Below are 23,035 nucleotides of genomic sequence, written 5' to 3'. Positions count from 1 at the left end.
TTCAGGCTTCCGTTGAGTGCGTGCGCAGACGCAGGGCGGCGATCACCAGCACGCTCATGACGACGAGCACGAGGGTGGAGACCGCGGCGAGCAGCGGGGAGAAGCGCAGCGTCGCCTCGTCCCACATCAGTTTGGGCAGGGTCGAGTTCAACCCGCCCGAGGCGAAGAGTGCGATGTTGAGCTCATCGAGCGAGACGACGAAGGCAAAGAGCGCGGCCGAAACGAGGCCGGTCCCGACCAGCGGCAAGGTCACGCGCCGCGCGGTGGTCCAGGGCGAGGCGCCAAGCGAAGCGGCGGCCTGGTCGAGCCTCCGGTCATAGGTTTTCAGGACCGCGACCACAGCAATGAAAAAGAACGGCAGCGCGATGACAGTGTGGCCGATGACCAGGCCAAGTGTCGTACCGACCAGGCCCAAGCGCGCATAAAGGTAGAACAGCGAGACCGCGACCACCATGCGCGGCACGATCAAGGGCGAGACCATCAGCGCGAACAGCATGCCGGCGCTCCAGCCGGTCAGCCGCAGGAAAGCGAAGGCCGCGGGCACCGCGACCGCGAAGCAGAGCAGCGAGGTCAGAAAGGCCACCAGGAAGGACAGGCCGGCGGCTCCCATCCAGAGCGGGGAAGCAAAGATCTCGGCATACCATTTGAAGGTGAGCCCGCGCGGTGGCCAGGCGACGAAGCTTTGCTCTGAGACCGAGACCGGAATGAGGAACAGGAGCGGTGCCAGCAGGAACACCACGACCACCACGGCTGCGATCGTGGTCGAGCGTCCGCGCGAGGCGATCCGGCCGTCGCCGATGACCGCACCGGCGAGCCGCGCCAGGCCATCGCCGGTCCTGTCGAGCAGGCGCCGGCTTGCACCCGCGGCACGCGCCGTGAACCCCGAGGTGGCGGCCGAGCGGACCTCGCCTGACAGCGTCGACAGCCCGACGAACCGGTCATAAAGCGCGAAGATCGCGAAGGCGGCGACGAGCAACATCAGGCAGAGGGCGGCGGCAAAGGGCCAGTTGGTCAGTTCCAGGATCTGCTGGATGACCAGTTGGGCGATCATGGTCTGACGCACCGAGCCGAGCAGTGCCGGCGCAATGAAGAAGCCGAGCGCAGTGATGAACACCATCAGCGCCGCCGCCGTGACGCCTGGCATGGAGAGCGGCAGGAAGACCCGAAAAAACGCCTGGACCGGCCGGGCGCCAAGCGTTTCGGCGGCCCGCACCACGCGTCGGTCGATACCCTCCATCACGCCGAGCATGGTCAGGATAGCGAAGGGCGCCAACACATTGGTCATGCCGATGACCACGGCGAACCAGCTGTAGAGCAGTTCCTGCGACTGTTCGCTCAGCCCGCTGCCGGTCAGCATGGCGTTGACCGGCCCATTGCGGCCGAGAATGACGATCCAGGCGAAGGTGCGCACCAGGAAGCTCGACCAGAACGGCAACAGCACGAACAGCGCCCAATAGGAGCGCCGGGTCTTGTCGGTGGTCGCCAGGAGATAGGCGACGGGATAACCGATGACGATCGAGGCCAAAGTCACCCAGAAGGACAGCTTGATGCTGGTCCACATCACCTGGGTATAGGCGGCGCTGGCGAACAGGCGCTCGACATGGGCGCCGCTGAGCGCGCCCGCCTCGCTGGTCAGCCCGCGCACCAGGAAGCTCAGCACCGGCTGCAGGAAGAAGCCGCCGAGCAGCGCGATGACCGGAACGAGCAGGACGAGCGTCGAGATCTGCCGGCGAAGCGTCGCGGCCGTCATGACGGTGCCCCTTCGTTCAACGGCACCACATCGGCAGCCGCGACCTCACAGCGGACCTGGTCGCCGACCGCCAAGCCGGCGGTGGCGCTGCCGAGCTCGACCACGTCGAAACCGAGCCCGCCCGGCGTGCGCAGCGCGAAGCGCCTGATGCCACCGAGATCCAGCACGGTCTCGACCTCGGCCGGAAAACCGGGACCGGCCTTGGCGAGCCGAATGCGTTCGGGGCGGATCAGTACGGAAACCGGCCCGGCCGGGCGTGCGGTGGGCGCCGCGCAGGCGAGCCGCGGCCCACCATCCAGCGCGACGCGCCACGTTTCGTCGCTCTGCTCCAACACCCCATGGGCAATGTTGGACTCGCCGATGAACTCGGCGGCGAAACGCGAGCGCGGCCGGTTATAGAGATCGGTGGGGGCATCGACCTGGGCGACCCGGGCATTGGCCATCAGGCAAATGCGGTCGGAGAGCAGCATCGCCTCGTCCTGGTCGTGGGTGACATAGACGATGGTGGCGCCGAGCTCGCGATGCAGCTTGCGCAATTCGAGCTTCAGCTCCTCGCGCAGCTTCTTGTCGAGCGCGCCCAGTGGCTCGTCCATCAGCACCAAGGCCGGCTTGAACACGATGGCGCGGGCGAAGGCGACGCGCTGCTGCTGGCCGCCGGAAAGTTCCCGCGGATAGCGTTGCCCAAGATGCGGCAGCCTCACCAGCTCGAGCGCCTCGGTCACGGCCCTGGTCATCTCCGGACGCGGCATGTGCCGCATTTCAAGCGGAAAGGCGATGTTCTCGGCCACGGTCAGGTGCGGAAACAGCGCGTAGTTCTGGAACACCAGGCCGATATCGCGTCGATAAGCCGGGCGCTCGGTGATGTCCTCACCCTCCAACAGGATGCGGCCGGCCGACGGCTCGACCAGGCCGGCGATCATCATCAGGAGCGTGGTCTTGCCCGAGCCGGAGGGCCCGAGCAGGGTCAGGAACTCGCCACGACGGACGTCGAGCGTGGTTGGCTCCAGCGCCGCGGTCGGACCGTAGCGCTTGGCGATGCCTGAGATCGACAGCTTGGTGTCGGCGGCGGAGGGCGGATTGGGCATCAGCATGGAAGACTTCCGAGAATGTGGCTCCGATGACGGGGCCATGGCCGGGATCGGCGGGCTCAACTGACGATCCAGCGGTTGAACAGGTCGGCGGCGCGGTCGCGATGGCCAGCCCAGAAGCCGACGTCGATGAGCAGCGCGCTGCGGCTGTTGTCGGGATGGGTCGGCAGCGCCCGCGCTTTGTCCGCCGGCACGAAATCGATCGCCTTGGCGAGCGACGGGCCATAGCCAGTGGCCAAGGCGAAGACCGCCTGGCGGGCCGGATCAAGCGCGAAGGTGATGAACTCGCGGCAGAGCGCGGCGTTCGGCGTCCCCTTCAGGATCGCCCAGCCCTCGGTTTGCCACAGCGCCTGCTCCCACATCAGCGCGACCGGCGCGCCGCCATTGATGGCGACCTGCGCCCGGCCGTTCCATGTCGGGCAATAGTCGACCTCGCCGGACTGCAGCAGTTGCGAGCTCTGCGCGCCCGAGCTCCACCACACCGCAATGTTCTTCTTGATCCGGTCGAGGCTGGCGAAGGCGCGGTTGAAATCACAGGGGTAGAGCGCCTTGGGATCGACACCGTCGGCGAGCAGCGCCTGCTCGATGGTGTCGAAGGGAAATTTGCGCATGGCGCGCTGGCCGGGGCGACCCCGGACATCCCAGAATTCGGCCCAGGACCTCGGCGGGCTCTTCACCCTGTCGGTGCGATAGGCGAGCACCGTGGCGACCACGTCATTGGCGGCGTAGTGGGGCGCCCTGAACATGTCGGGCAAGGCCTGGAAGCCGGCTGCGGCGTCCAGGCCGAGCGGCTCGAGATAACCCGCGCCGTCTTGGGCCAACTGGTCGGCGGTCGCCCGGCTGACGATCGCCATGTCCCAGGTGAAGGTCCTGGTCTCGACCATCTGCTTGATCAGGCCGGCCGGCTCATGCTGCGCCGTCACCGGCACGACCTTGATCCCGGTCGCCTGCTCGAACGGCCTGGCATAGGCGTCGACGAAAGAGCTGCCGATGCCGAGATCGCGCACCACGATGCGCCGACTTTGGGCATTGGCTGACGTCACGATGAATGGCGATGCGACCAACCCTGCTGCGGCCTTCAAGGCGGATCGGCGATCGAGATTTGCGGCCATGACGTCACCCTCCAATTTCTGACGCTAGTGTCAGTTTTGCGGAAAAGTGACATGTGTGTCAGAAATATGCAAGCGCGATTCATGCAGCCGGATGGACCCGATATCTGAGCCGCCGGCGCGACCAGGAAAACGAGAATTCATGTCGACATCAGTCGAGCCTGCCGCCGAGCCAGAACCCGACACCCATCTGCCGTCGGCGCCGCGTTTCGTCGACCTCCTGGCGGCGGAAGCCCATGCTCCCGATCTCAGGAAGGGCGAACGGACCCGGCGGCTAGCGCGCTACGCCACCGCGCGCTGCCTGGAACAGGTGCCGTTCGCGCAATTGAGCATGGACCAGATCGCGGGCGAGGCCGGCGTGTCGCGCGCCGCGATCTACCAATATTTCCGCTCCAAGGAGGACGCGGTCCGGGACGTGATGACCGATTTCCACGACCGGACCATCGCGTTCCCGCGCACCGCGACCCAGAGCCTGACGCCGTTCGACGCGATCTACCGGACCAACCGCTATTACATCGACTATTTCGCCCGCAACGCCGTGCTGATGGAGCGGGTGCGCGAGCTGCGCGATGCGCTGCCGGAACTGTTGCGCGAGCGCCAGCGGATCAACGCCTCCTGGGCGCGGCGCATTCTCGGCAATGTCCTGCGCCAGGGGCCGCTGATCGCCTCGCAGACGGCCATCGAACTGCGCATCGTCTGTCTCGAATGCATGGTCGACGACGTGCTGCGCGAAGCCTTCGTCATCGGCAATCCGGCACTCGCCAAGGCCCGCGACGACCCCGACGCCTTCGCCCACGAACTCACCGCCATCTGGTACCGCGCGATCTATCCGACGCGCGATGACGAGAGGGGTTGACTTGCCGGCCGCCCGCTAATGCCGCGGCATGGTCACCGTCGGCGCGAGCCGCGTCTGCGCCGCCAGCCGGATCGCCGCATTGACGGCGCCGTAACCTGAATAGCCCTTGCGTTCGACGATCTCGAAAAACAGACCGCCCTCCAGGGTCTCGGTATAGGCGTGGAAGAATTCGCCGCCGGCATCCCGGTCGTAGAGTACGTTGCCGGCCTTCAGCCGGTCGATCGCAGCCGGCTCCAGGTCGGTGCGCGCCTCGAGGTCGTCGTAATAATTCTCCGGGATCGGCAGCAGCGAAATGCCGTTCGCCTCGAGTTTCGCGATGGTGGCGTGGATGTCACCGGTCGAAAGCGCAATGTGCTGGACGCCGGAGCCGAAGAAGTCGGTGAGGAAACGGGCCGACAGCGTGCGATGGCTCTGCGAGGCGTTGAGCACCAGGCGCAGCGTGCCGGTCCGGTTTTCCACCACCTGGCTCTGCACGACGCCGCCGGGGTCGAGCACGTCAAGCACCGGGCCTTTGCCGGCATCGAACAGCGAGGTGTAGAACAAGACCCAGCTCAACATTTCCTCGTAGAGCATCGACTGGGAAATGTGGTCGACGGTCGCGAGGCCAGCCCCCTCTCCGGCGCCGGGCACAGGTTCGAAATCGACCTCCCACCATCGGCCGAGACCCGAGGTCTCGTCGACGAAATAGATCAGGCTGCCGCCGACACCACGCACCGCGGGAATATCGAGCTCGCCAGGCCGGACAACCTGGGCAAAGGTCTGGTCGTGCAGGCCGAGCGCCCGCTCCATGGTGGCCTTGGCGTCGGCCACCTTCAGCGCGATGGCGCAGACCGAGCTGCCATGGGTGATGTAGTGGGCGTGGGCAAAACCCTCCTTGTCCCAGTTGAGCACGATATGGATGTCGCCCTGGCGCCAGAGCCCGACATCCTTGGAGCGGTGCCGGCCGGCCTTGGTGAAGCCGAGCGCCTTGAGCATGGTCTCGAAGCTGTCGACCGCATCCTCGCCAATGGCGAATTCGATGAAGGCGACGCCCAGGCATTCGGCCCGCGCCGGCATGGCGGGAATGCCCTGGATCGGCTTGCCCCTGGCCCGGGCGAGCCGGTCCATCAGGTTGATCAGCGAGCGATTGCCGTCGACCGCGATGCCACGCGCCGAGCCGGCGCGGAACCGGTCGTTGAAGATTTCGAGCGACAACAGCCCGTCATAGCCGGTCGCATCGAGGGCTGCCATGAAGGCATCGAGGGGCAGGTCGCCCTGCCCCGGCATGCAACGCCAGTGCCGGCTCCAGGACAACAGGTCCATGTCCAGCAGCGGCGCGTCGGCGACCTGCACCAGCGGAATGCGGTCGCGCGGAATGGCGCTGATGGCGGCGAGGTCGGTGCCGCGCGCCAGGATATGGAAGGTGTCGAGGATGATGCCGACATTCGGATGGTCGGCGCGCCGCACGATCTCCCAGGCGTCGCGATAGTCGTTGACGTGGCGGCCCCAGGCGAGCGCCTCATAGCCGATGCGGATGCCGCGCGCCGCCGCCCGCTGGCCGAGCTCGGTGAAATCGGCCGCCGCGCGGTCGATACCCCCAAGCGATTCCGGCGAGACATTGGAACAGACGAGAAGCAGGTCGCAGCCGAGCTCCTGCATCAGGTCGAATTTGCGTTCGGCGCGGTCGAAGACCCGAGCCCGCTTCGGCTCGGGCATGCCCTCGAAATCGCGGAACGGCTGGAAGGTGATGATGTCGAGGTTGAGGTCGGCGGCAATCCTGGCGACGTCCGCCGGCGAGCCCGGAAAGGACAGGAGATCGGCCTCGAAAATCTCGACGCCGCGAAAGCCGGCCAGCGCGATGGCTTCGAGCTTTTCGGTGAGCGTGCCGGCGAGCGAGACGGTGGCGATGGAGAGGATGGTCATGGATGAGTATCTCCCGCAGACTGTCGAACTCTCGCCCCAACGGCAAAAAGCGCAACGTGATCAACCCTCTCCCGTTTGCGGGAGAGGGTGCCGGCGTCAGCCGGCGGGTGAGGGTCTGAAGAGGGCCGGCCCCTCATTTCCAGGCGAAATGCACGGCACGTGTTGACGCAACGACCCTCACCCGGCCGCTCCGCGGCCACCCTCTCCCGCGCAGACGCGGGAGAGGGTCAAGTTCCCCCTCACGCCGCCTCGACATGACCGCCGAGGAACAATTGCCCGACGCGCGGATCCGCCAGGATGGCTTGCGCGGTGTCGTACATGCGCGTCTGGCCCTGCTCCAGCACGATCGCCTCATCCGAGATCGACAAGGCACTCTTGGCGTTCTGCTCGATCAACAGGATGGTGACGCCCCGCGCGCGCAGGTCTTTCAGGATCTGGAACACCTCCTGCACCATCAGGGGCGACAGGCCGATGGAGGGCTCGTCGATCAGCACCAGTTTCGGCTCGAGCAGCAGGCCGCGGGCGACCTCGAGGATCTTCTGCTGGCCGCCCGACAACGTCGAGGCCTGGGCATCGGCCTTGTCGCGCAGCATGGGAAAGCGGTCCATGGCGCGCTCGATCCGGCCGTCGAGATCGGTGACGCCGGGAATGGCGACGGCGCCGAGCTCCAGATTGTGCCTGACCGAGATCTCCGGGAAGACGTTGCGGCCCTGCGGCACATAGGTGATGCCGCGCGCGATGAGCTTTGCCGGGTAGAGCCCGGTAATATCCTGACCATCGAAACGGATGCGGCCGGACTGCACCTTCAACAGCCCGAACACGGTCTTGAACACGGTGGATTTGCCGGCACCATTCGGCCCGATCACCGTGGTGATGGTGCCGGGCTTCACCGCGAAGCTGGTGCCGTTCAGAATGGTGATCGGGCCATAACCAGAGACCACCTGGTCGAGCGTGAGGACGGCGTTTTCCGAACCCATGTCAGCCTCCCAAATAGGCGTCGATGACGGTCTGGTCGCGGCGCACCTCTTCCGGCTTGCCTTGCGCGATGATGCGGCCTTCGGCCAGCACGATGACCCGGGTGCAGAGGCTCATGACGAATTCCATATTGTGCTCGATGACAACGAAAGTCGTGCCGACCTCGCGGTTGTAGGCTGCGAGCCGCTCCTTCAATCCCTCCAGCATGGTCGGGTTGACGCCGCCGGCCGGCTCGTCGAGCAGGACGAGGCGTGGACCGGCCATGAAGGCCATGGCGGCATCGAGCAGCTTCTGCTGGCCGTAAGAGAGCCTGCCCGCCTTCTCGCCGGCGAGATGGCCGAGGCGGAAGAAGCCGATCATGGTCTCCGCCTTGGCGCTCAAACCCGCGTCGCGCGGGCCGAACAGCCTTGTGAACAGCGAGCCGACATGTTCCTGGCCGGCCAGGATCAGGTTCTCCTTGACCGTCAGATCCGGGAACACCTGCAGAAGCTGGAAGGTGCGGCTGACGCCGCGCCGGTTCACCTCCGACGGCCGCAAGCCGGTGATCGCCTGGCCGTCGAGTGCGACCTCACCCTCGCTCGGCTCGATCTGGCCGAGGATGCAGTTGAACAAGGTCGACTTGCCCGAGCCGTTCGGTCCGATCAGGCCGAGCACTTCGCCAGGCGCCACATCGAAGGAGACATCGGAAACCGCGGTGATGCCGCCGAACCGGCGCGTGATGTTGCGGACGGAAAGGACGGGGTTTTGGAGAACAGGATTTTGGAGAGCCGTGTTCATGACCGCCTCCGCAGGGCTGCAAGGGCGCGTTCACCGAGACCGAGAATGCCGCCGGGGCACAAGATCAGCAGCACCAGCACGGAGGCCGCGAAGATCAGGAGATAGAGCCCGCCGGTGAAACGCAGCCATTCCGGCAGGGCCACCGCCAGCAGCGCGCCGATGAACGGGCCGACCATGAAGCCGGCGCCGCCGCAGATCACCATCAGCACCAGGAAGAACGAGGCTGCCAGCGAGAAGGGCGACGGGTCGATGAACTCGACCAAGGGCGCATAGAGGGCTCCGGCAAAGCCGCCATAGGCCGAGCCGATGGCGAAGGCCATCAGCGTATAGAGCCGGGTGTCGATGCCGAGGCTCGCAGCGCGCACCGGGTTCTCGCGCAGCGCCAGGAAAGCCCGACCCCAGGGGCTTCTGACCAGCCACCACAGCGCCAGGGCCAGCACCAGGGTGACGCCGACGACGAAGCGGTGGAAGGCGAGCGCGCCATCGGTCGACCAGCCGAACACCTGGGGGCGCGGAATGTTGGACAGACCGAAGGTTCCGCCGGTCAGCCATTGCTCGTTGCGCATGATCAGCCAGACGACGGTGGCGAAGGCCAGCGTGACGAAGCCGAGATAATGGGCGCGCACACGCAGGGCCGGAAAGCCGATGACGATGCCGACCAGGAAACAGGCAAGGCCGGAGAGGCCGAAAGCGGCGATCCAGGGCACGCCGGCCTTGGTCAGGAGCGCGGTGGTATAGGCGCCGATGCCGAGAAAGGCCGCCTGGCAGAGCGCCTTCAGCCCGGCATAGCCGAGGATCAGGTTCAGCCCCATGGCGGCGACCGCGGTGACCAGCCAGAGCGACAGCACATAGGTGCCGTAGCGGCCCATATTGACCGGCAGGAACCAGAGGACCAGCGCGCCGACGAGGAGGGTGACCAGCGCCGCGTCGATGCCGGCGACCAGCGCGCCGAGCCTCGAGGCCGGGCGGCCTGACGTGTCGATGACGCTCATACCCGCCGCTCCTCTTTCGAACCGAACAGGCCCTCGGGCTTGACCAGGATGATGATGACAAGGAGCACCAGCGGCACGGCCATGCGATAGCTGGTCGAGACATAGGAGGCGGCGAGCGCGTCGACGACGCCGACCAGCAGACCGCCCCAGAGCGCGCCGCGCACCTGGTTGAAGCCGCCGACGATCGCCGCGATGAAGGCCGAGAGGCCGATGACGTCGCCGTTGGAGAATTTGGCGAGATAGATCGGCGAGACCAGGAAGCTCGCCATGGCGGCAAGGCCGGCATTGATCAGGAAGGTGTAGAGGATCATCCGGTCGACGGGAATGCCGAGCAGCAGCGCCACGTAGGGGTTCTGCGCGGTCGCCTGCATCTGCCGGCCGGTGCGGGTGCGGGTGACGAACCATTGCAACAGGCCGATCGCAGCGAAGGCCACGGTGATGACCAGGATGTTCTGCCAGGAAATGGCAGTGCCGAGGAGTTCGAGATTGCCGGCGGGCGCGAGCGAGGGAAACACCTGCGCCTCGGGCGAGAAGAAGTCCTTGGCGCTTTCCTTCATCAGGATCGACAGGGCCATGGTGGCAAAGGCCAGCGGCAGCACCCCTTGGGTGATCATCTGATCGACCAGCAGGCGCTTGAAGCCGAAACCGAACAACAGGATGAAGGCGGCGGCGCCAAGGATCAGCGCCAGCCAGACCGGCAGGCCGAAGGTCATGGTGCCGACCAGCACCAGGATCGCCGGCAGCATGACGAACTCGCCCTGGGCGAAATTGATGGTCTGCGAGGTCTGCCAGACCAGGGTGAAGCCGATCGCCGCCAGCGCATAGATCGCGCCGGTGGCAAGGCCGGCAATGAGGATTTGGACAAGTTCGGCCATGGCGGGACAGCCTTGGTTGGCGAGGCCCGGGGAAGCGGGCCTCTGGGGTCGAAAAATGGGTCTGCGAACAGGCGGTCGACGGGCAACCGGGCAGAATTGCGCCGGAATTACCGGCCTCATCTCGCCCGGGCACCGCACCTCTCCTCGTCGCGACACCGCCCCCACCTCTCCCCGGCGGGGAGAGGTCGCCGCGCAGCGGCGGGAGAGGGGGCGAGCGCTTGCCGATCAAGGGCCATGCGAAAGCGGAGTGTCGGCTTCCGCGAGATCCGTTCCCCCTCTCCCGGGCTTCGCCCGACCTCCCCCCGCCGGGGAGAGGTGAAGGTGGTGCCCTCGTGGATAGGTGAACTGGTGCCCTCCCGGAGAGGTAAGAGTGGCGCCTGCCTGCAGGGGTCTTGGCCCTCCCCTCGCCCTTAGCCGCCCGGACGCCCGGCCGGATTGAGCATGGGCAAGGTCACGTTGATCACCTGGCGGCCGTTGATCACCTCGCCGAGGAAGCTTTCGCGGTCGAGATCGCCGTTCGGCTCGATGCGGGTGGTGATCAGGATGCCCGGTTCCATGGCCGGCGTGATGGTGGCGCCACGCAGCGTCGCCGCGAGATCCTTCTTGTCGAAGCGCCCCATCTTCTCGGTCGCCCATTTGATCATGAACACCGCCATATAGCCCTTCAGGCCGTTATGGTCGGGGGTGGCGTTGAAGCGCTCACGGAACTGCCGGCCGAATTCCTGGAAGGCCGGCACCGGTGCATCGATGGAAAGGCCGACATGGCCGCGTGCGCCATTGGCGGCGTCACCGGCAAGCTCGATCACCTTCTGGCCGAGCAACGTGGTCTCGCCGACCAGCGGCGCGGTGATGCCCTGCTGGCGGGCGGCGCGCAGGAAGCGGGCGCTCTCGTCCTCGTTCAGGTAGACGAAGACCGCGTCGGCACCGGAATTCTTGATGCGGATGGCATCGGCCGCGAAATCGGTCTGGCCCTGTTCGGTCGAGATGTCGGCGGCGATCGTCATGCCGCGACTGGTGAGTTCCGGAATGATGGCGTCGCGGCCGCCCTTGCCGAAGTCGTTGTTGACGAAGATCACCGCCACCTTGGTCGCCTTGACCACTTCTTTCAGATAGGTCGCGATCTTCGGCATGGCGGCTGCCTGCGACAGCGAGGTGCGGAAGATGAACTGATTGCCCTGGCGGGTGAGGCCAGCCGCCTCGCCGCCGACGATCTGGGCAACCTCGGCGCGCTGGGCGATCTGCATCGAGGCGCCAATCGGCCCGGAGAACACCGGGCCAAGAACGGCATAGGTGTCCTCGTCGATGGCGCGCTGGACGGCGGCGCGCGAGGCACCGGGATTGGTCTGAGTATCGTAGTGGACGATCTGGATCTGCCGCCCGAGAATGCCGCCACGGGCATTGATATGGCTGACCGCGAGGTCGATGCCGTTCTTCCAGTTGGTCCCGGCAGTGGCGCCGGCGCCGGATAGTTCGGAGACGTTGATCAGCCGAACCGTCTGCTGCGCGCCGGCCGGCAGCACCAGGGCCGCGGCCATGGCCAGCCCGGCCATCCAGGATTTCAGGATCGATGTCGTCATGGTCCAATTCCTCCCATCGGTTTGTGCGGGTCCGTTGACCGGACTTCCTTCCGTATTATGAGTTCAGCCGGCTTTTGTCTCCGCATGAATGCTCGCCGTCAAAGGCGAGGTTGCGCGCGCCGCCATGACCCGGTCGAAGGCGCCGCTCATGGCACTTTCCGAGCCTTCGAGCCCGGTGAACAGCCGGAAGCCGTCAAGGGCCTGATGAATGACCAGATCCCGTCCGGTCATGATCCGCGCGCCGCGCCGGTGCGCCTCGGTCAGAAGCGGCGTGAACAGCGGGGAATAGACGACATCGACGACCACATGGCCGGCCGAGATCAGCGCGGCCGGAACCGGGCTTCGGTTGTCCGGCGCCATGCCGAGCGGCGTCGCGTTGACGATACCGTCGGTACCGTCAAGCGCGGCTTCGATGGAGCCGGCGACAGCGACGCGGGCGCTCCGCCCCAGCCGGCCGGCCAGATCCTCGGCCTTGGCCCGGTCCTGGTCGAACAACCGCAGGCGTGGCCCGCCTTTGTGGGCGAGCGCGAAGGCAATGGCCCGGCCGACACCGCCGGCGCCGATCACCGCCACGGTTGCAGGCGCCGCCTTCGGCCCGGAGGCGGCGATCAGCCGGTCATAGGCGGTCCGGAAGCCGGTCGTGTCGGTGTTGTGGCCGATCAGCCGGCCGTCGCGGACGACGACCGTGTTGACCGCGCCCATGGCTTTCGCCACCGGCGCCAGGTCGTCGAGCAGTTCGACCACCGCTTCCTTGTAGGGAAAGGTGACGTTGATACCGGCAAAACCAACCTGACGCACACCATCCAGAATGGCCCGGAGCCGCGCCTTGTCGGCGCCGGCAACCTCGATCAGGTGATAGAAGGCCTCGATGCCGGCGGCGCGTGCCGCGGCCTCATGCAGGGCGGGCGAAGCCGAGCTTGCGATCGGCGCGCCGAGCAGGCCGATCAGCACGCGTCTCGTCCTGGCGTCCGCCCCCTGCCTGGCCACCTGCCTGCCTCCGAAAACCGCTCCCGCCTTGATGCGGGATGTGACGAATGCTGACACGAGATCGCCCTTAACGCGATGACCAACATGGAAGGGATACCTAACATGATGTTCATTTCTGCAGCTGGCTCAGCGACACCGGCGCCGCACCACGACTGCCATCTCCTCGCGGCCCGCGCAGTCACGCATCACACGCGATTCGCCGCGCCGATGCCGCTCCCTATGCAGCCCGGCCAAACTCTTGTCCTGGATCGCACTCAAATTGATCTACAGCGAATAAGTATTGTCCATCCTGTACAAATCGCATTTCGGTCAAATACACTGTATCCTTGCGGAAGACGCATGGGCAGAAAAGGCGCATTACTTGCTCGAAAAGGACGTTTTTTCATCGAAAGACCTGCCCGAACACCTTGACGAGCGCGCGCGATTCGCACTCTGGCAAGACATCCATGTCGCGCAGATCTGGTCGGTCGAATACGAACCTTCCGGCAACCTGCCGTTCGAAGCAACGATCGAAGCAACGGCTGTCGGCCAGCTGGTGCTCGGGCAGATGGCCGGCACGATCAAACACGCCACCCGAAAGGCCCGCAATATCGCGGATGACGGCCGCGACGGCTATCTCCTGCTGGTCAATTGCGGCGACACCATCCTGAGCGGCGCCCAGGTCGGTCGCGACTACAGCGTCCGCCGTGGCGAAGCAGCCCTGGTCTCGGCCTCCGAGCCGTTGAAGATGACCGGTGGCGACAAGAATATCTGGATGAATGTGGTGATCCCGCGCGCCGTGCTCGAAGATGCCTTCGCCCATATCGACGACAGGCTGGCTTTGCCGATCGGCGCCGACAACGAAGCACTCGCCCTGCTCAAGCGCTATTGCCGCTTTCTGGAAGCCGGCCCCGCCATCGTCTCGCCCGACCTCATCACCCATGCCACCGAGACGATCGTCGATCTGATCGGCCTGGCGACCGGCGCCAAGGGCGAGACGGCGGAACTGGCCGGCCTGCGCGGCCTGCGCGCGGCAAGGCTGCAGGCCATCCTGGCCAAGATGCGCGACAATTTCGCCGATCCCGCGATCTCGGCCCAGGGCGTTGCCCAGGAGCTTGGCCTGTCGGTTCGATATGTCCATGATCTCCTGCAGGAAACCGGCTTGAGTTTCGCCGAGCGCATTCTCGAACTGCGCCTGCAGCGAACCCACCGAATGCTCTCGGACCGGCGTTATGACCGCATGAGGATCAGCGAGATCGCGCTGATCAGCGGGTTCAGCGACGTGTCCTATTTCAACCGCTGCTTTCGCCGCCGCTTCGGCTCGACACCCAGCGGCGCCAGGTAGCCGGCGCGCCGATCGGGAGCGCGCCCGATGCACCTGCGCAAATTCGGCGCGGCCCGCGGAATACTCGCCTCGCTGTGGCTCGTCTGCGCCATGGCGACGCCCCTGCCCGCCGACGGCCCGATCCCGCGCTTGCACGCAATCGGTGACGCGTGCCGCACCATCAAGGGCAGCGTCGAGGCCGGCGAACGGGTCAGCCTCAGGCTTCACGGTCTGCGGATCGCGAGCGGCCGGTTCGACAGGTCGATCTTCATCTCGCATGGCCTGCGGCTGCTCGGCACATTGAGCGATGGTTCGCGCCATGACGTGGCGGACTGCATCAGGACCATCGAGACCATCTACCGGTCTCTCGATCTGACCTCGGAACCGCCATAGACCGAGGACGCCGAGGCAGAGCGCCCGGCTGCGGCTCAACAGCCACAGGGCGTGAGAAAGCGCGCCGCCTCTCTCCAGGACTATTCAGGTGCGGTGCAGCCCAAGACGGCGGCGGCCGGCAATGCGACACCCGGGCCATCAAGAGCTGCAAGGCCTCAGGTGGGTTTATGACATCGACGATCATCGGCAGACGCACAACGACCCGCCACGACAAAAACCACCTCAGCTCTCCCAGCTATATCGCCCTGGCCCTGGCGATCGGTTCGACCGCGCTCGCCGGCTTGTCGACGCCGGCAACCGCGGCCGACTGGACCGGCACTGGATCCACAGACTGGTTCGTCATCGGAAACTGGAACCCAGCCGCGATCCCGACTTTGGCCGACGACGTGCGGATCAACACGACGGCGGCCAATGCGACGATTGTCAGCGGAGCGGCAGCCAGCGCGCAGAATGTGCTTGTCGGCGACACCGCCGGTGGCTCCGGTGGGTTGACGATCCTGAACGCCGGCAGCGTCAGCGGCACCAGCGGTGCGGTCGGCAACCTGGCGGGCTCCTCCGGCGCCGTTTTGGTCTTCGGCGCGAACTCGGCCTGGGCCAATAGCGGCAACCTGACCGTCGGCAATTTCGGCGCCGGCATGTTGACGATGGCGAACGGCGGCGCGGCCAACAATGTGGTGGGCTCCGTTGGCTTCGGTGCAGGCTCGACCGGCACCGTGACGGTGACCGGCGCAGGCTCGACCTGGACCAACACCGCCGACCTGACCGTCGGCCGTGCCGGCACGGGGACACTGGCGATCACCAATGGCGGCGCGGTCAGCAATGCGACCGGCTATGTCGGCATGTTCGCCGGCTCGACCGGAACAGTGACCGTCGCCGGGGCTGGCTCGACCTGGACCAACAGCTCGGAATTGCGCGTCGGCCAGGGTGGTGCCGGCACGCTGAAGGTCACCACTGGCGGCACCGTCAGCGCGACCGTCGGCTATCTCGGAAACTTCGGGCACGGCAGCGCGACGGTCGACGGCGCGGGTTCGGTGTGGAACAACAGCTCGGCCCTCTATGTCGGCGTCAGCGGCGGCGGCGTGGGCGCGCTGACGATCTCCGGCGGCGGCATCGTCACGGACACGGTCGGCCATATCGGTTATTCGATCGGATCCACCGGCACGGTCACGGTGAACGGCGCGGGCTCGGCCTGGACCAGCAGCTCCGCCTTGTTCGTCGGCACCGGCGGCACCGGCACGCTGACCATCGCCAACGGCGGAACCGTCAGCAGCGCCAGCAGCAGCATCGGCAGCACGGGGACCGGAACGGTGAATGTCGGCGACGCCAATTCCGCCTGGACCATCAGCGGCAGCCTGACCATCGGCAATTTCGGTTCCGGCACGCTGACGATCACCAGCGGCGGCACGGTCAACAGCGTCGACGGCGTTCTGGGCAACGCGCCCGGCGCCAGCGGAACAGTGACGGTCAGCGGCGCCAACGCGACATGGGCCAACAGCTCGAGCCTCATCGTCGGCTATGCCGGCAGCGGCGCGCTGAGCATTTCGGACGGCGGCACCGTCAGCAACGCCAACGGTGTCGTCGGCGACGACCCCGGCGCGATCGGCACAGCCACGGTCCAGGGCGTTGGCTCGACCTGGATCACCAGCAACCTCCTCGCCATAGGCAATTCCGGCACTGGTTCGCTTGATGTCGCGAGCGGCGCCAATGTCAGCAGCCAGTTTGGCGCGATCGGCCATGGCGCTGGTTCCAACGGTGAAGTCACCATCACCGGACCCGGCTCCACCTGGACAATCGTCGAAGACCTGTTCGTCGGCTTTGCGGGCACGGGCGCACTGACGATTGCCGGCGGCGGCAAGGTCAGCGATGTCTTCGGCGTGATCGGCAACGGCTCAAGCGGCAAAGGCGCCGTGACGGTCGACGGCGCGGGCTCGACCTGGACGAGCAGCGCGGACCTGCGCATTGGCTATTTCGGCACCGGCACGCTGGTCATTTCGAACGGCGGCGTGGTCAATGCCGGTGGCGTTGCCATCGCGACCATGGCCGGCTCCGCTGGCAGCCTCGCTATCGGCGGCGCTGCCGGATCGGCGGCGGTCCCGCCCGGCACGCTCAACGCCGCGGCGATCCAGTTCGGCGCCGGCACCGGCGCGATCAATTTCAACCATACCCATGCGAGCTACACATTCGCGTCGGCGATCAGCGGCCTCGGCACGATCAACCAGATCGCCGGCACGACGATCCTGACCGCCGATTCGAGCGGCTTCACCGGTGCGACCAATGTCAGCGGTGGCCGGCTGGCGGTGAACGGCTCGCTCGCCAACTCCCTGGTGACGGTGTCCGGCAGCGGCATACTCGGTGGCAATGGGATTGTGAGCGGCATCGTTGCGCAGTCCGGTGGCATGATCGCGCCGGGCAATTCGATCGGCACGCTTGTTGTCGCCGGCAACGTCATACAAGCCGCAGGTTCGACCTATCAGGTCGAGCTCAGCTCCACCGGCCAGGCCGACCGGATCAACGCCTCCGGCACTGCGACGATCGCCAACGGCGCGCTCCTCAATGTGGTGAAGCTCGACGCCGCGCCTTATGTGATCGGCACTCATTACACGGTGCTTCAGGCCAATGGCGGCGTCACCGGCACCTATACATTGACCGGCGACATCGCGGTTTCGGCCTTTATCGGCCTCGTCGCCAATTACGACCTGACCCACGTCTATCTCGATGCGGTGCAAACCAAGGCCTTTGTCGCGGTCGGCCAGACCCCGAACCAGATCGCCACCGCCGGCGGCGTCGAGAGCCTGCTCAGCGGCAATTCGCTTTATGACGCCCTCCTCTCGGTGCCGACCGATGCCGCCGCGCGCGCCGCCTTCGACAGCCTGTCGGGCGAGGTCCATGCCTCGGCCCGGAGCGTGATGATCGAGGACAGCCGGTTCGTCCGCGAGGCGGTCACCAACCGCGTCCGATCGGCCTTTGACGGCGTCGGCGTGGTGGCGACGCCGGTCGTCAGCTATGGCCGCAACGGACCGCAGGCCGCGCCCGCCAATACCGCCGGCTTCGCGGTCTGGGGCCAGGCCTTCGGCGCCTGGGGATCGATCGCCGGCGACGGCAATGCCGCGGCGCTCCGGCGCGATATCGGTGGCTTCTTCATTGGCGCCGACGGCCTGGTCGCCGAGCGCTGGCGTGTCGGCGTGGCCGGCGGCTACAGCCACGGCAATATCCGCGTCGGGGCCCGCAATTCATCGCTCACCAGCGACAACTATCATGTTGGCCTCTATGCCGGAACGCAGTGGGGCGACCTCGCGCTGCGCACCGGCCTTGCCTATGCCTGGCACGATATCGGCGCCAGCCGCTCGGTCGCCTTCGCCGGCTTCGCCGACACGCTGAAGAGCCATTACGGCGCGCGCACCGCGCAAGCTTTCGGCGAACTCGGCTACCGCATCCGCGCCGGCCGGGCTGCGTTCGAACCCTTCGCCAACCTCGCCTATGTCAATGCCGCGACCGACGGCTTCACCGAGACCGGCGGCGCCGCCGCGTTGACCGGCCGCAGTGCCACTGGCGGCGTCACCTTCACGACGCTGGGCTTGCGCGCCTCGACAGGCTTTGCCCTCGACAACGGCTTGAGCGTCACCGCCCGCGGCATGCTCGGCTGGCGTCACGCCTTCGGCGCCACCACGCCGGTCTCGACGCTGGCCTTTGCCGGTGGCTCGCCGTTCTCGATTTCAGGCGTGCCGATCGCTGCCAATGCCGCTGTCGTCGAAGCCGGCGTCGATCTCAACCTCGCCGCGAATGCCGTCATCGGCATCACCTATGGCGGCCAGTTCGGCTCGGGCCTCACCGACCAGACCGTGCGCGGCAACTTCGCCGTGAAATTCTGACCAGCCGCGCCCAAGATCTTCGCGCCGGTCCGGCGGCAGACAGAAAGCCTAGCGATGAAGCCAATCATGACCGCGCTCGCGGTCGCCCTGCTCGCCGGGGCGACCGGCCCGGCCTCGGCGGCTTCGATGAAGCCGGGCGACATCGTCGGCGCGATCGCCTTTCTCATGCGGGTCGAGGCCGGCGCCTGTCCGGGCATCACATTCGATCCCACGCCGATGCTAGGGATGCTCGGTCCCGGCCTGACCGTCGCGCAGATCCGCAGCCAATACCGCAGCGACTTCCTGATGTCCTATAACGAGGCCGGGTCGCGCGTCGCGAGCGAAGGCATGCCGGCCTATTGCGATTTCGTGGCCAGCTTCTTCGGCCGGGCAAGGCCAGGCGAGTTTCCCGGGCTCGTCATCCGCTGAACCGTGACGATTGGATGCCGGGCGAGCCCTTGCTTCTGCCCCGGGCGAAGCTCTCGCTCCGTCTTCGGGCAGGGCTCTTGCTTCGGTTCCGGCGCCTGCATATCTTGCATCAAGTGCAAAATTGCAATAAGTACAGATAAGCATCTGTCCTTGCCCACCTCCGGAACCTGCCATGACCAGCGCAACCACCTGTTCGGATACCTTTCAGTTTTTCCGCCTGTGGATCGCCAATCCGCTGCGGGTCGCCGCGGTCGCGCCCTCGGGCGCGACGCTCGCCCGCCTGATGACGCAGGAGATTTCGCCCGACGACGGACCAGTGATCGAACTCGGGCCGGGAACCGGCGTGTTCACCCGGACGCTGCTGGCCCGCGGCGTCCGCGAGAGCGACCTGACGCTCGTCGAATATGGCTCGGATTTCACCCGCATGCTGCAGCTGCGCTTTCCAAGGGCCAGGGTGCTGTGGATGGATGCCGGCCAGCTTGCCCGCTTCGACCTGTTTTCCGGCGCGCCGGTCGGCGCCGTCGTCAGCGGCCTGCCCTTGCTGTCGATGTCGCCGCGCAAGGTCACCTCGATCCTGCAGGGCGCCTTCAGCTATGTCAGGCCCGGCGGCGCCTTCTATCAGTTCACCTACGGGCCGCGCTGCCCGGTACCGCGGCCGATTCTCGACCGGCTCGGACTGAAGGCCACCCGCGTCGGGCACACAGTGCGCAACCTGCCGCCGGCCGCCGTCTACCGGATCGTCCGGCGTCAGCCGATCGGCATCATGCGCGGCGGCTTCGGCGAGACACGGCGCATGTCCGGCGAGGGTCCGGCCGGTTGATCCGCGGCCCTGGGGAGAACCTTTGGAAAACCCCTGGGAAAACCCTGGAAGACCCCAGAGCGAAGCCTGGGGATGAAACCTGGATCAACCCGGCGCAAAAGCCTGTGCGCAGCCTGGGGAGAAGGGAACAAGAGCCTGTGGAGAACGACCGTTCCAGCCATCCGGTGCGCCGCTCGGCTGATCGGCAAGGGCCTTTTGCCTCGACGATCGGCTGACGTTATATGCATCACCGCCGTCGCGGCGGATGATCGGGAGACGACGCGGTTTGGCTCAGTCAGGCGTCAAGGCAGGCACGGACAAGGCGGCCGCGGACCAGGGTTCCGAAGGCAAGCCCGAAGGCCTGCGCGAGCGCAAGCGCCGGCAGACCCGCGAGCGCATCTCGGAAGCGGCCATGACACTGTTCCTCGAGCGCGGCTTCGAGGCCACCACGGTCGACGACATCGCGGCCGCCGCGGATGTCTCCAAGCGCAGCTTTTTCGATTATTTCGCCACAAAGGAAGATGTGGTCTTTGCCTGGCAGGATAATTTCGGCACGGCGCTGGCGGCAGCGGTCGCCGCGCGGCCGCCGGGCGAACCACTGACCCAGGTCGTCGAGGAAGCCCTGGTCGAGGCGGTCATCGCGGCGACGCAGCCGCGCGCCATGGCCATTGGCGAACTGATCCACGCGACGCCGGCGCTGGGCGCTCGCGACCAGCTGAAATATGCCAGGCTGGAACAGACGCTGGCCGCGGCACTGGCCGACCGGGTCACCGATGACGCCGACAAGCCGCGCGCGCGGCTCATTGCCATGGTCACGATCGGCGCCATGCGGATCGGCGGCGAGGGCTGGCGCAGCCGGCCGCAGAGCGAATCCATCGAGAGCTATGTGCGCAAGATCTTCAGAACGGTCTGGACCCAGCTCGGCGAACTCAGCCGGGACCGCGGGGGCCGGTGACCGGCTGAGCCAGCGGTGCGCCCGGCCGGGTCGATCACTCCGCGCCGAGGCCGAGCGCCTGGCGGAACCGGACCTTGGCGTGAGCGCCCTCGCGCAGCGGCACCAGCCGGGCGTTTTCGGCCGCGTCGATCTTGATGACGCGGACCCGCGGACCCTGCCCTGGCGCCGCGATGTCGGCGGCCAGCCGCTCCAGCTCGGCCTCGGTGCGGACGACGCCGATATCGCGAATGCCGCAGGCACCGGCGGCCGCGGCGAGATCGGTCGCGACGGTATGGCTCTGCTGCGCGCCGGTCTCCCCATAAAGGCCGTTGTCGAGCACGACGACGATCAGGTTAGCCGGCTGCGCCAGGCCGATCGTCGAGAAGCTGCCAAGGCCCATCAGCATCTCGCCGTCGCCGGTGATGGCGATAACCGGCGTGTCGGGCTGGGCCAGCGCGAGCCCGAGTGCCAGCGAAGCCGTGCCCCCCATGGCGCCCCACAGGTAGAAGTTGCGCGGACTGTCGCCGGCGGCGGCGACGTCATAGGTGGCTGATCCAAGGCCGGTGACGACCAGGGCGTTTGCGCGGTCGCGCAGGAGGCGCGCGACGGCCTGCCTGCGATCGAGATGGTTCGAGGACATGATCGGCTCCTACCGGGTAAAGACCTTGGCGCCGACCAGGCGCTGGGACAGCAGCACGGCCATGGCCGAACCGCCGCCATAGGCCATGGTGGCGGCATGCCGGACGACGTCGCCGACCTCGTCCGGGCGGTCGGCGCGCTGGACCTGGACGTCCATCAGCCGCAAGGCGTCCGGGGTGGTCGACCCCATCGGCACCTGCCAGGGGTTAAACTCGCCCCATTCGCCGCGCATGGTGACGAGCATGAGCAGCGGGAATTTGCAGATCTTGATCAGCGACAGCATGTTGACGCAGTTGCCGACACCGCTGGACTGCATCAGCAGTGCCGCGCGCTGGCCGCCGAGCCAGGCGCCGGCCGCAACCGCGATGCCCTCCTGTTCCGAAGTCAGTGCGATGCCGCGCATGCTGGGCTCCTGATGGACCCGGCTGATCAGCCGCGCGTGGCCGCCGTCGGGCACGTAGGGAACCTGGCGCACGCCGAATTCCCGCAGACAGTCGAAGATGTCGTCGGGCCAGCCTTGGCGGATGGTCGCCCCGGCCGATCCGTCCGCCCCTGTCACGGGCACGTCCTGCGCCGTCATGTCCTGCGCCGTCATGTCCTGTCCCTCCGGCAAAGTCCGTTGGGCCGATCCATCGCAGTCCGCATCGCCCCGGAGAATGACAATCTGGCGATAGCACCTATCGCCGATCTCGAAGGGCGGCCTTGCCTCCGCTTTCGAAGAACGGCAATGCTTGGCTCAAGCTATTCCCGATCCTGAAGGCAAGCGGTGGACCTCAAGCAGCTCAAGACCTTCATTCGCGTTGCCGAAACCGGCTCGCTCAGCAAGGCGTCGGACCGGCTCCGCCTGGCCCAGCCGGCCCTGTCGCGCCAGATCAAGCTGCTGGAAGCCGAGATCGGCATGCCGCTGTTCATTCGCTACGGCCGCGGCATGCAGATGACCGAAGCGGGCCAGGAATTGCTCGCCCGTGTCGCCGGCCTGGTGCACCAGCTGGAAACGTCCATCGACGACGTCAGGTCGCTGCGCACGGTGCCGAGCGGAACGGTCGCGCTCGGCATGATGCCGACCGTGTCTTATGTGCTGGCGGCCCGCCTGGCGCGCCGGGTCGCCGCCGAGCTTCCGGGCATTTCGCTCCGGATCGTCGAAGGTTATGCCGGCCACCTGGTCGACTGGCTGCACCGGGGCGACGTCGACGCGACCTTGCTCTACGGACCGAGTTCGGACCTGCACCTGCGCGTCACCGACCTGCTCTACGAGGAACTGGTCCTGGTTGGCCCTTCGACAGCACGGCTCGACGCCGAGGTGCCCATGCCGGTGGCGGCGCTCGCCGGCCTGGAGCTGGTGCTGCCGAGCCGCAGCCACGGCCTTCGCGCGGTGGTCGAGACCGCCGCGCAAAAGGCCCGGATCGATCTCACCGTCAGGTTCGAGGCCGATTCCTTCCGCGTCCTGAAGGACCTGGTCGAGGCTGGCCTCGGCTACACCGTATTGCCGATCTCGGCGATCAGGCGCGAGGAACGCGCCGGGCTGTTCAAGACCGCGCCCCTGGAGAAGCCGAAGGTGACCAGGCAGATCATCCTGGCGCTGCCCTCCAGCCGCACCGACACGCGCGCCACCCGCGCGCTGGTCGACCTCGTCATCGACGAGATCGCGACGCTTGTCGCCAATGGCGATTGGGTCGCCGTGCCCTCGGCGGAGCTGCGTGGCAGGAATGGAAGCGCCGCGCCTCCGCAAGCGTGACGCATTTTTCCCCGTCCGAAACAGCTATCGACAGCGATCGTCACCGCGGTGTCATCTAAGCCGTCGA

Annotated in this window: 20 protein-coding genes; 8 read left to right on the top strand and 12 right to left on the bottom strand. The window is 66.8% G+C overall.

Translation table 11 applies throughout. The annotated features are described in order from the left end of the window. Position 1: 1 nt before the first annotated feature. From E8M01_RS24950 to E8M01_RS24940, 3 genes are read right to left on the bottom strand one after another with little or no spacing between them, the layout of a single operon-like run. Positions 2-1,750, bottom strand: coding sequence for an ABC transporter permease subunit (locus E8M01_RS24950; protein ID WP_136962630.1), 1,749 nt, complete (start codon positions 1,748-1,750; stop codon positions 2-4). Then, a complete protein-coding gene (locus E8M01_RS24945) occupies positions 1,747-2,841 on the bottom strand; it encodes an ABC transporter ATP-binding protein (RefSeq protein WP_246088425.1) in 1,095 nt (364 codons plus the stop codon). Before E8M01_RS24945 ends, E8M01_RS24950 begins: the two co-directional genes overlap by 4 nt. A gap of 56 nt (positions 2,842-2,897) precedes the next feature. Next, positions 2,898-3,950 carry an ABC transporter substrate-binding protein gene (locus E8M01_RS24940; RefSeq protein ID WP_136962629.1) on the bottom strand — a complete coding sequence of 351 codons (1,053 nt, stop codon included), beginning with the start codon at positions 3,948-3,950 and terminating at the stop codon, positions 2,898-2,900. A 139-nt stretch (positions 3,951-4,089) separates the two neighbouring features. Between E8M01_RS24940 and E8M01_RS24935 the strand changes: the two genes are divergently transcribed. Continuing rightward, positions 4,090-4,803: a TetR/AcrR family transcriptional regulator gene (locus E8M01_RS24935; protein ID WP_136962628.1), complete on the top strand. Its 714-nt coding sequence runs from the start codon at positions 4,090-4,092 to the stop codon at positions 4,801-4,803. A gap of 15 nt (positions 4,804-4,818) precedes the next feature. Here E8M01_RS24935 and E8M01_RS24930 read toward each other — a convergent pair whose 3' ends face one another. The 7 genes from E8M01_RS24930 to E8M01_RS24900 all read right to left on the bottom strand — a co-directional run bounded on the left by E8M01_RS24930 (position 4,819) and on the right by E8M01_RS24900 (position 12,888). Next, positions 4,819-6,705: a bifunctional sugar phosphate isomerase/epimerase/4-hydroxyphenylpyruvate dioxygenase family protein gene (locus tag E8M01_RS24930; RefSeq protein WP_136962627.1), complete on the bottom strand. Its 1,887-nt coding sequence runs from the start codon at positions 6,703-6,705 to the stop codon at positions 4,819-4,821. A gap of 239 nt (positions 6,706-6,944) precedes the next feature. Further along, the gene (locus E8M01_RS24925; RefSeq protein ID WP_136962626.1) at positions 6,945-7,682 is read right to left on the bottom strand and encodes an ABC transporter ATP-binding protein; all 738 of its coding nucleotides are present in this window, start codon (positions 7,680-7,682) and stop codon (positions 6,945-6,947) included. Between the two features lies 1 nt (position 7,683). Then, complete coding sequence (locus E8M01_RS24920; RefSeq protein ID WP_136962625.1) at positions 7,684-8,457, bottom strand: ABC transporter ATP-binding protein; 774 nt, start codon at positions 8,455-8,457, stop codon at positions 7,684-7,686. Then, positions 8,454-9,449 carry a branched-chain amino acid ABC transporter permease gene (locus E8M01_RS24915; protein ID WP_136962624.1) on the bottom strand — a complete coding sequence of 332 codons (996 nt, stop codon included), beginning with the start codon at positions 9,447-9,449 and terminating at the stop codon, positions 8,454-8,456. Before E8M01_RS24915 ends, E8M01_RS24920 begins: the two co-directional genes overlap by 4 nt. Continuing rightward, positions 9,446-10,324, bottom strand: coding sequence for a branched-chain amino acid ABC transporter permease (locus E8M01_RS24910; RefSeq protein WP_136962623.1), 879 nt, complete (start codon positions 10,322-10,324; stop codon positions 9,446-9,448). The genes E8M01_RS24915 and E8M01_RS24910 overlap by 4 nt, the downstream gene beginning before the upstream one ends. A gap of 410 nt (positions 10,325-10,734) precedes the next feature. Beyond that, positions 10,735-11,901 (bottom strand): ABC transporter substrate-binding protein, encoded by a 1,167-nt coding sequence (locus E8M01_RS24905; protein ID WP_246088424.1) that lies wholly within the window; start codon positions 11,899-11,901, stop codon positions 10,735-10,737. 63 nt (positions 11,902-11,964) lie between these two features. Beyond that, positions 11,965-12,888, bottom strand: a complete 924-nt coding sequence (locus E8M01_RS24900; protein WP_136962622.1) for a shikimate dehydrogenase — start codon at positions 12,886-12,888, stop codon at positions 11,965-11,967. A 361-nt stretch (positions 12,889-13,249) separates the two neighbouring features. Between E8M01_RS24900 and E8M01_RS24895 the strand changes: the two genes are divergently transcribed. From E8M01_RS24895 to E8M01_RS24870, 6 genes are all read left to right on the top strand, one after another. Beyond that, positions 13,250-14,212 (top strand): AraC family transcriptional regulator, encoded by a 963-nt coding sequence (locus E8M01_RS24895; RefSeq protein WP_136962621.1) that lies wholly within the window; start codon positions 13,250-13,252, stop codon positions 14,210-14,212. Between the two features lie 27 nt (positions 14,213-14,239). Then, positions 14,240-14,584 (top strand): hypothetical protein, encoded by a 345-nt coding sequence (locus E8M01_RS24890; protein ID WP_136962620.1) that lies wholly within the window; start codon positions 14,240-14,242, stop codon positions 14,582-14,584. A gap of 167 nt (positions 14,585-14,751) precedes the next feature. Next, complete coding sequence (locus E8M01_RS24885; protein WP_136962619.1) at positions 14,752-18,453, top strand: autotransporter outer membrane beta-barrel domain-containing protein; 3,702 nt, start codon at positions 14,752-14,754, stop codon at positions 18,451-18,453. A 66-nt stretch (positions 18,454-18,519) separates the two neighbouring features. Continuing rightward, on the top strand, positions 18,520-18,861 hold the full coding sequence (locus tag E8M01_RS24880) for a hypothetical protein (protein ID WP_136962618.1): 342 nt from the start codon (positions 18,520-18,522) through the stop codon (positions 18,859-18,861). A 172-nt stretch (positions 18,862-19,033) separates the two neighbouring features. Continuing rightward, positions 19,034-19,681, top strand: a complete 648-nt coding sequence (locus E8M01_RS24875; protein WP_246088423.1) for a class I SAM-dependent methyltransferase — start codon at positions 19,034-19,036, stop codon at positions 19,679-19,681. A 340-nt stretch (positions 19,682-20,021) separates the two neighbouring features. Then, entirely contained in the window at positions 20,022-20,615 is a 594-nt protein-coding gene (locus tag E8M01_RS24870) for a TetR/AcrR family transcriptional regulator (protein ID WP_246088858.1), read from the top strand. Between the two features lie 34 nt (positions 20,616-20,649). Here E8M01_RS24870 and E8M01_RS24865 read toward each other — a convergent pair whose 3' ends face one another. Together E8M01_RS24865 and E8M01_RS24860 are read right to left on the bottom strand one after the other, a co-directional pair. After that, a complete protein-coding gene (locus tag E8M01_RS24865; protein ID WP_136962616.1) occupies positions 20,650-21,237 on the bottom strand; it encodes a thiamine pyrophosphate-dependent enzyme in 588 nt (195 codons plus the stop codon). 6 nt (positions 21,238-21,243) lie between these two features. Further along, the gene (locus E8M01_RS24860; RefSeq protein WP_246088421.1) at positions 21,244-21,828 is read right to left on the bottom strand and encodes a thiamine pyrophosphate-binding protein; all 585 of its coding nucleotides are present in this window, start codon (positions 21,826-21,828) and stop codon (positions 21,244-21,246) included. A 171-nt stretch (positions 21,829-21,999) separates the two neighbouring features. Here E8M01_RS24860 and E8M01_RS24855 point away from each other — a divergent pair, with 171 nt between their 5' ends. Next, the gene (locus tag E8M01_RS24855; RefSeq protein ID WP_136962615.1) at positions 22,000-22,968 is read left to right on the top strand and encodes a LysR family transcriptional regulator; all 969 of its coding nucleotides are present in this window, start codon (positions 22,000-22,002) and stop codon (positions 22,966-22,968) included. Positions 22,969-23,035 lie beyond the last annotated feature (67 nt).

The organism is Phreatobacter stygius (assembly GCF_005144885.1).
Lineage (GTDB): Bacteria > Pseudomonadota > Alphaproteobacteria > Rhizobiales > Phreatobacteraceae > Phreatobacter > Phreatobacter stygius.
The sequence above is the reverse complement of the archived record's forward strand: the minus strand, read 5'-3'. Positions and strand labels throughout refer to the sequence as shown.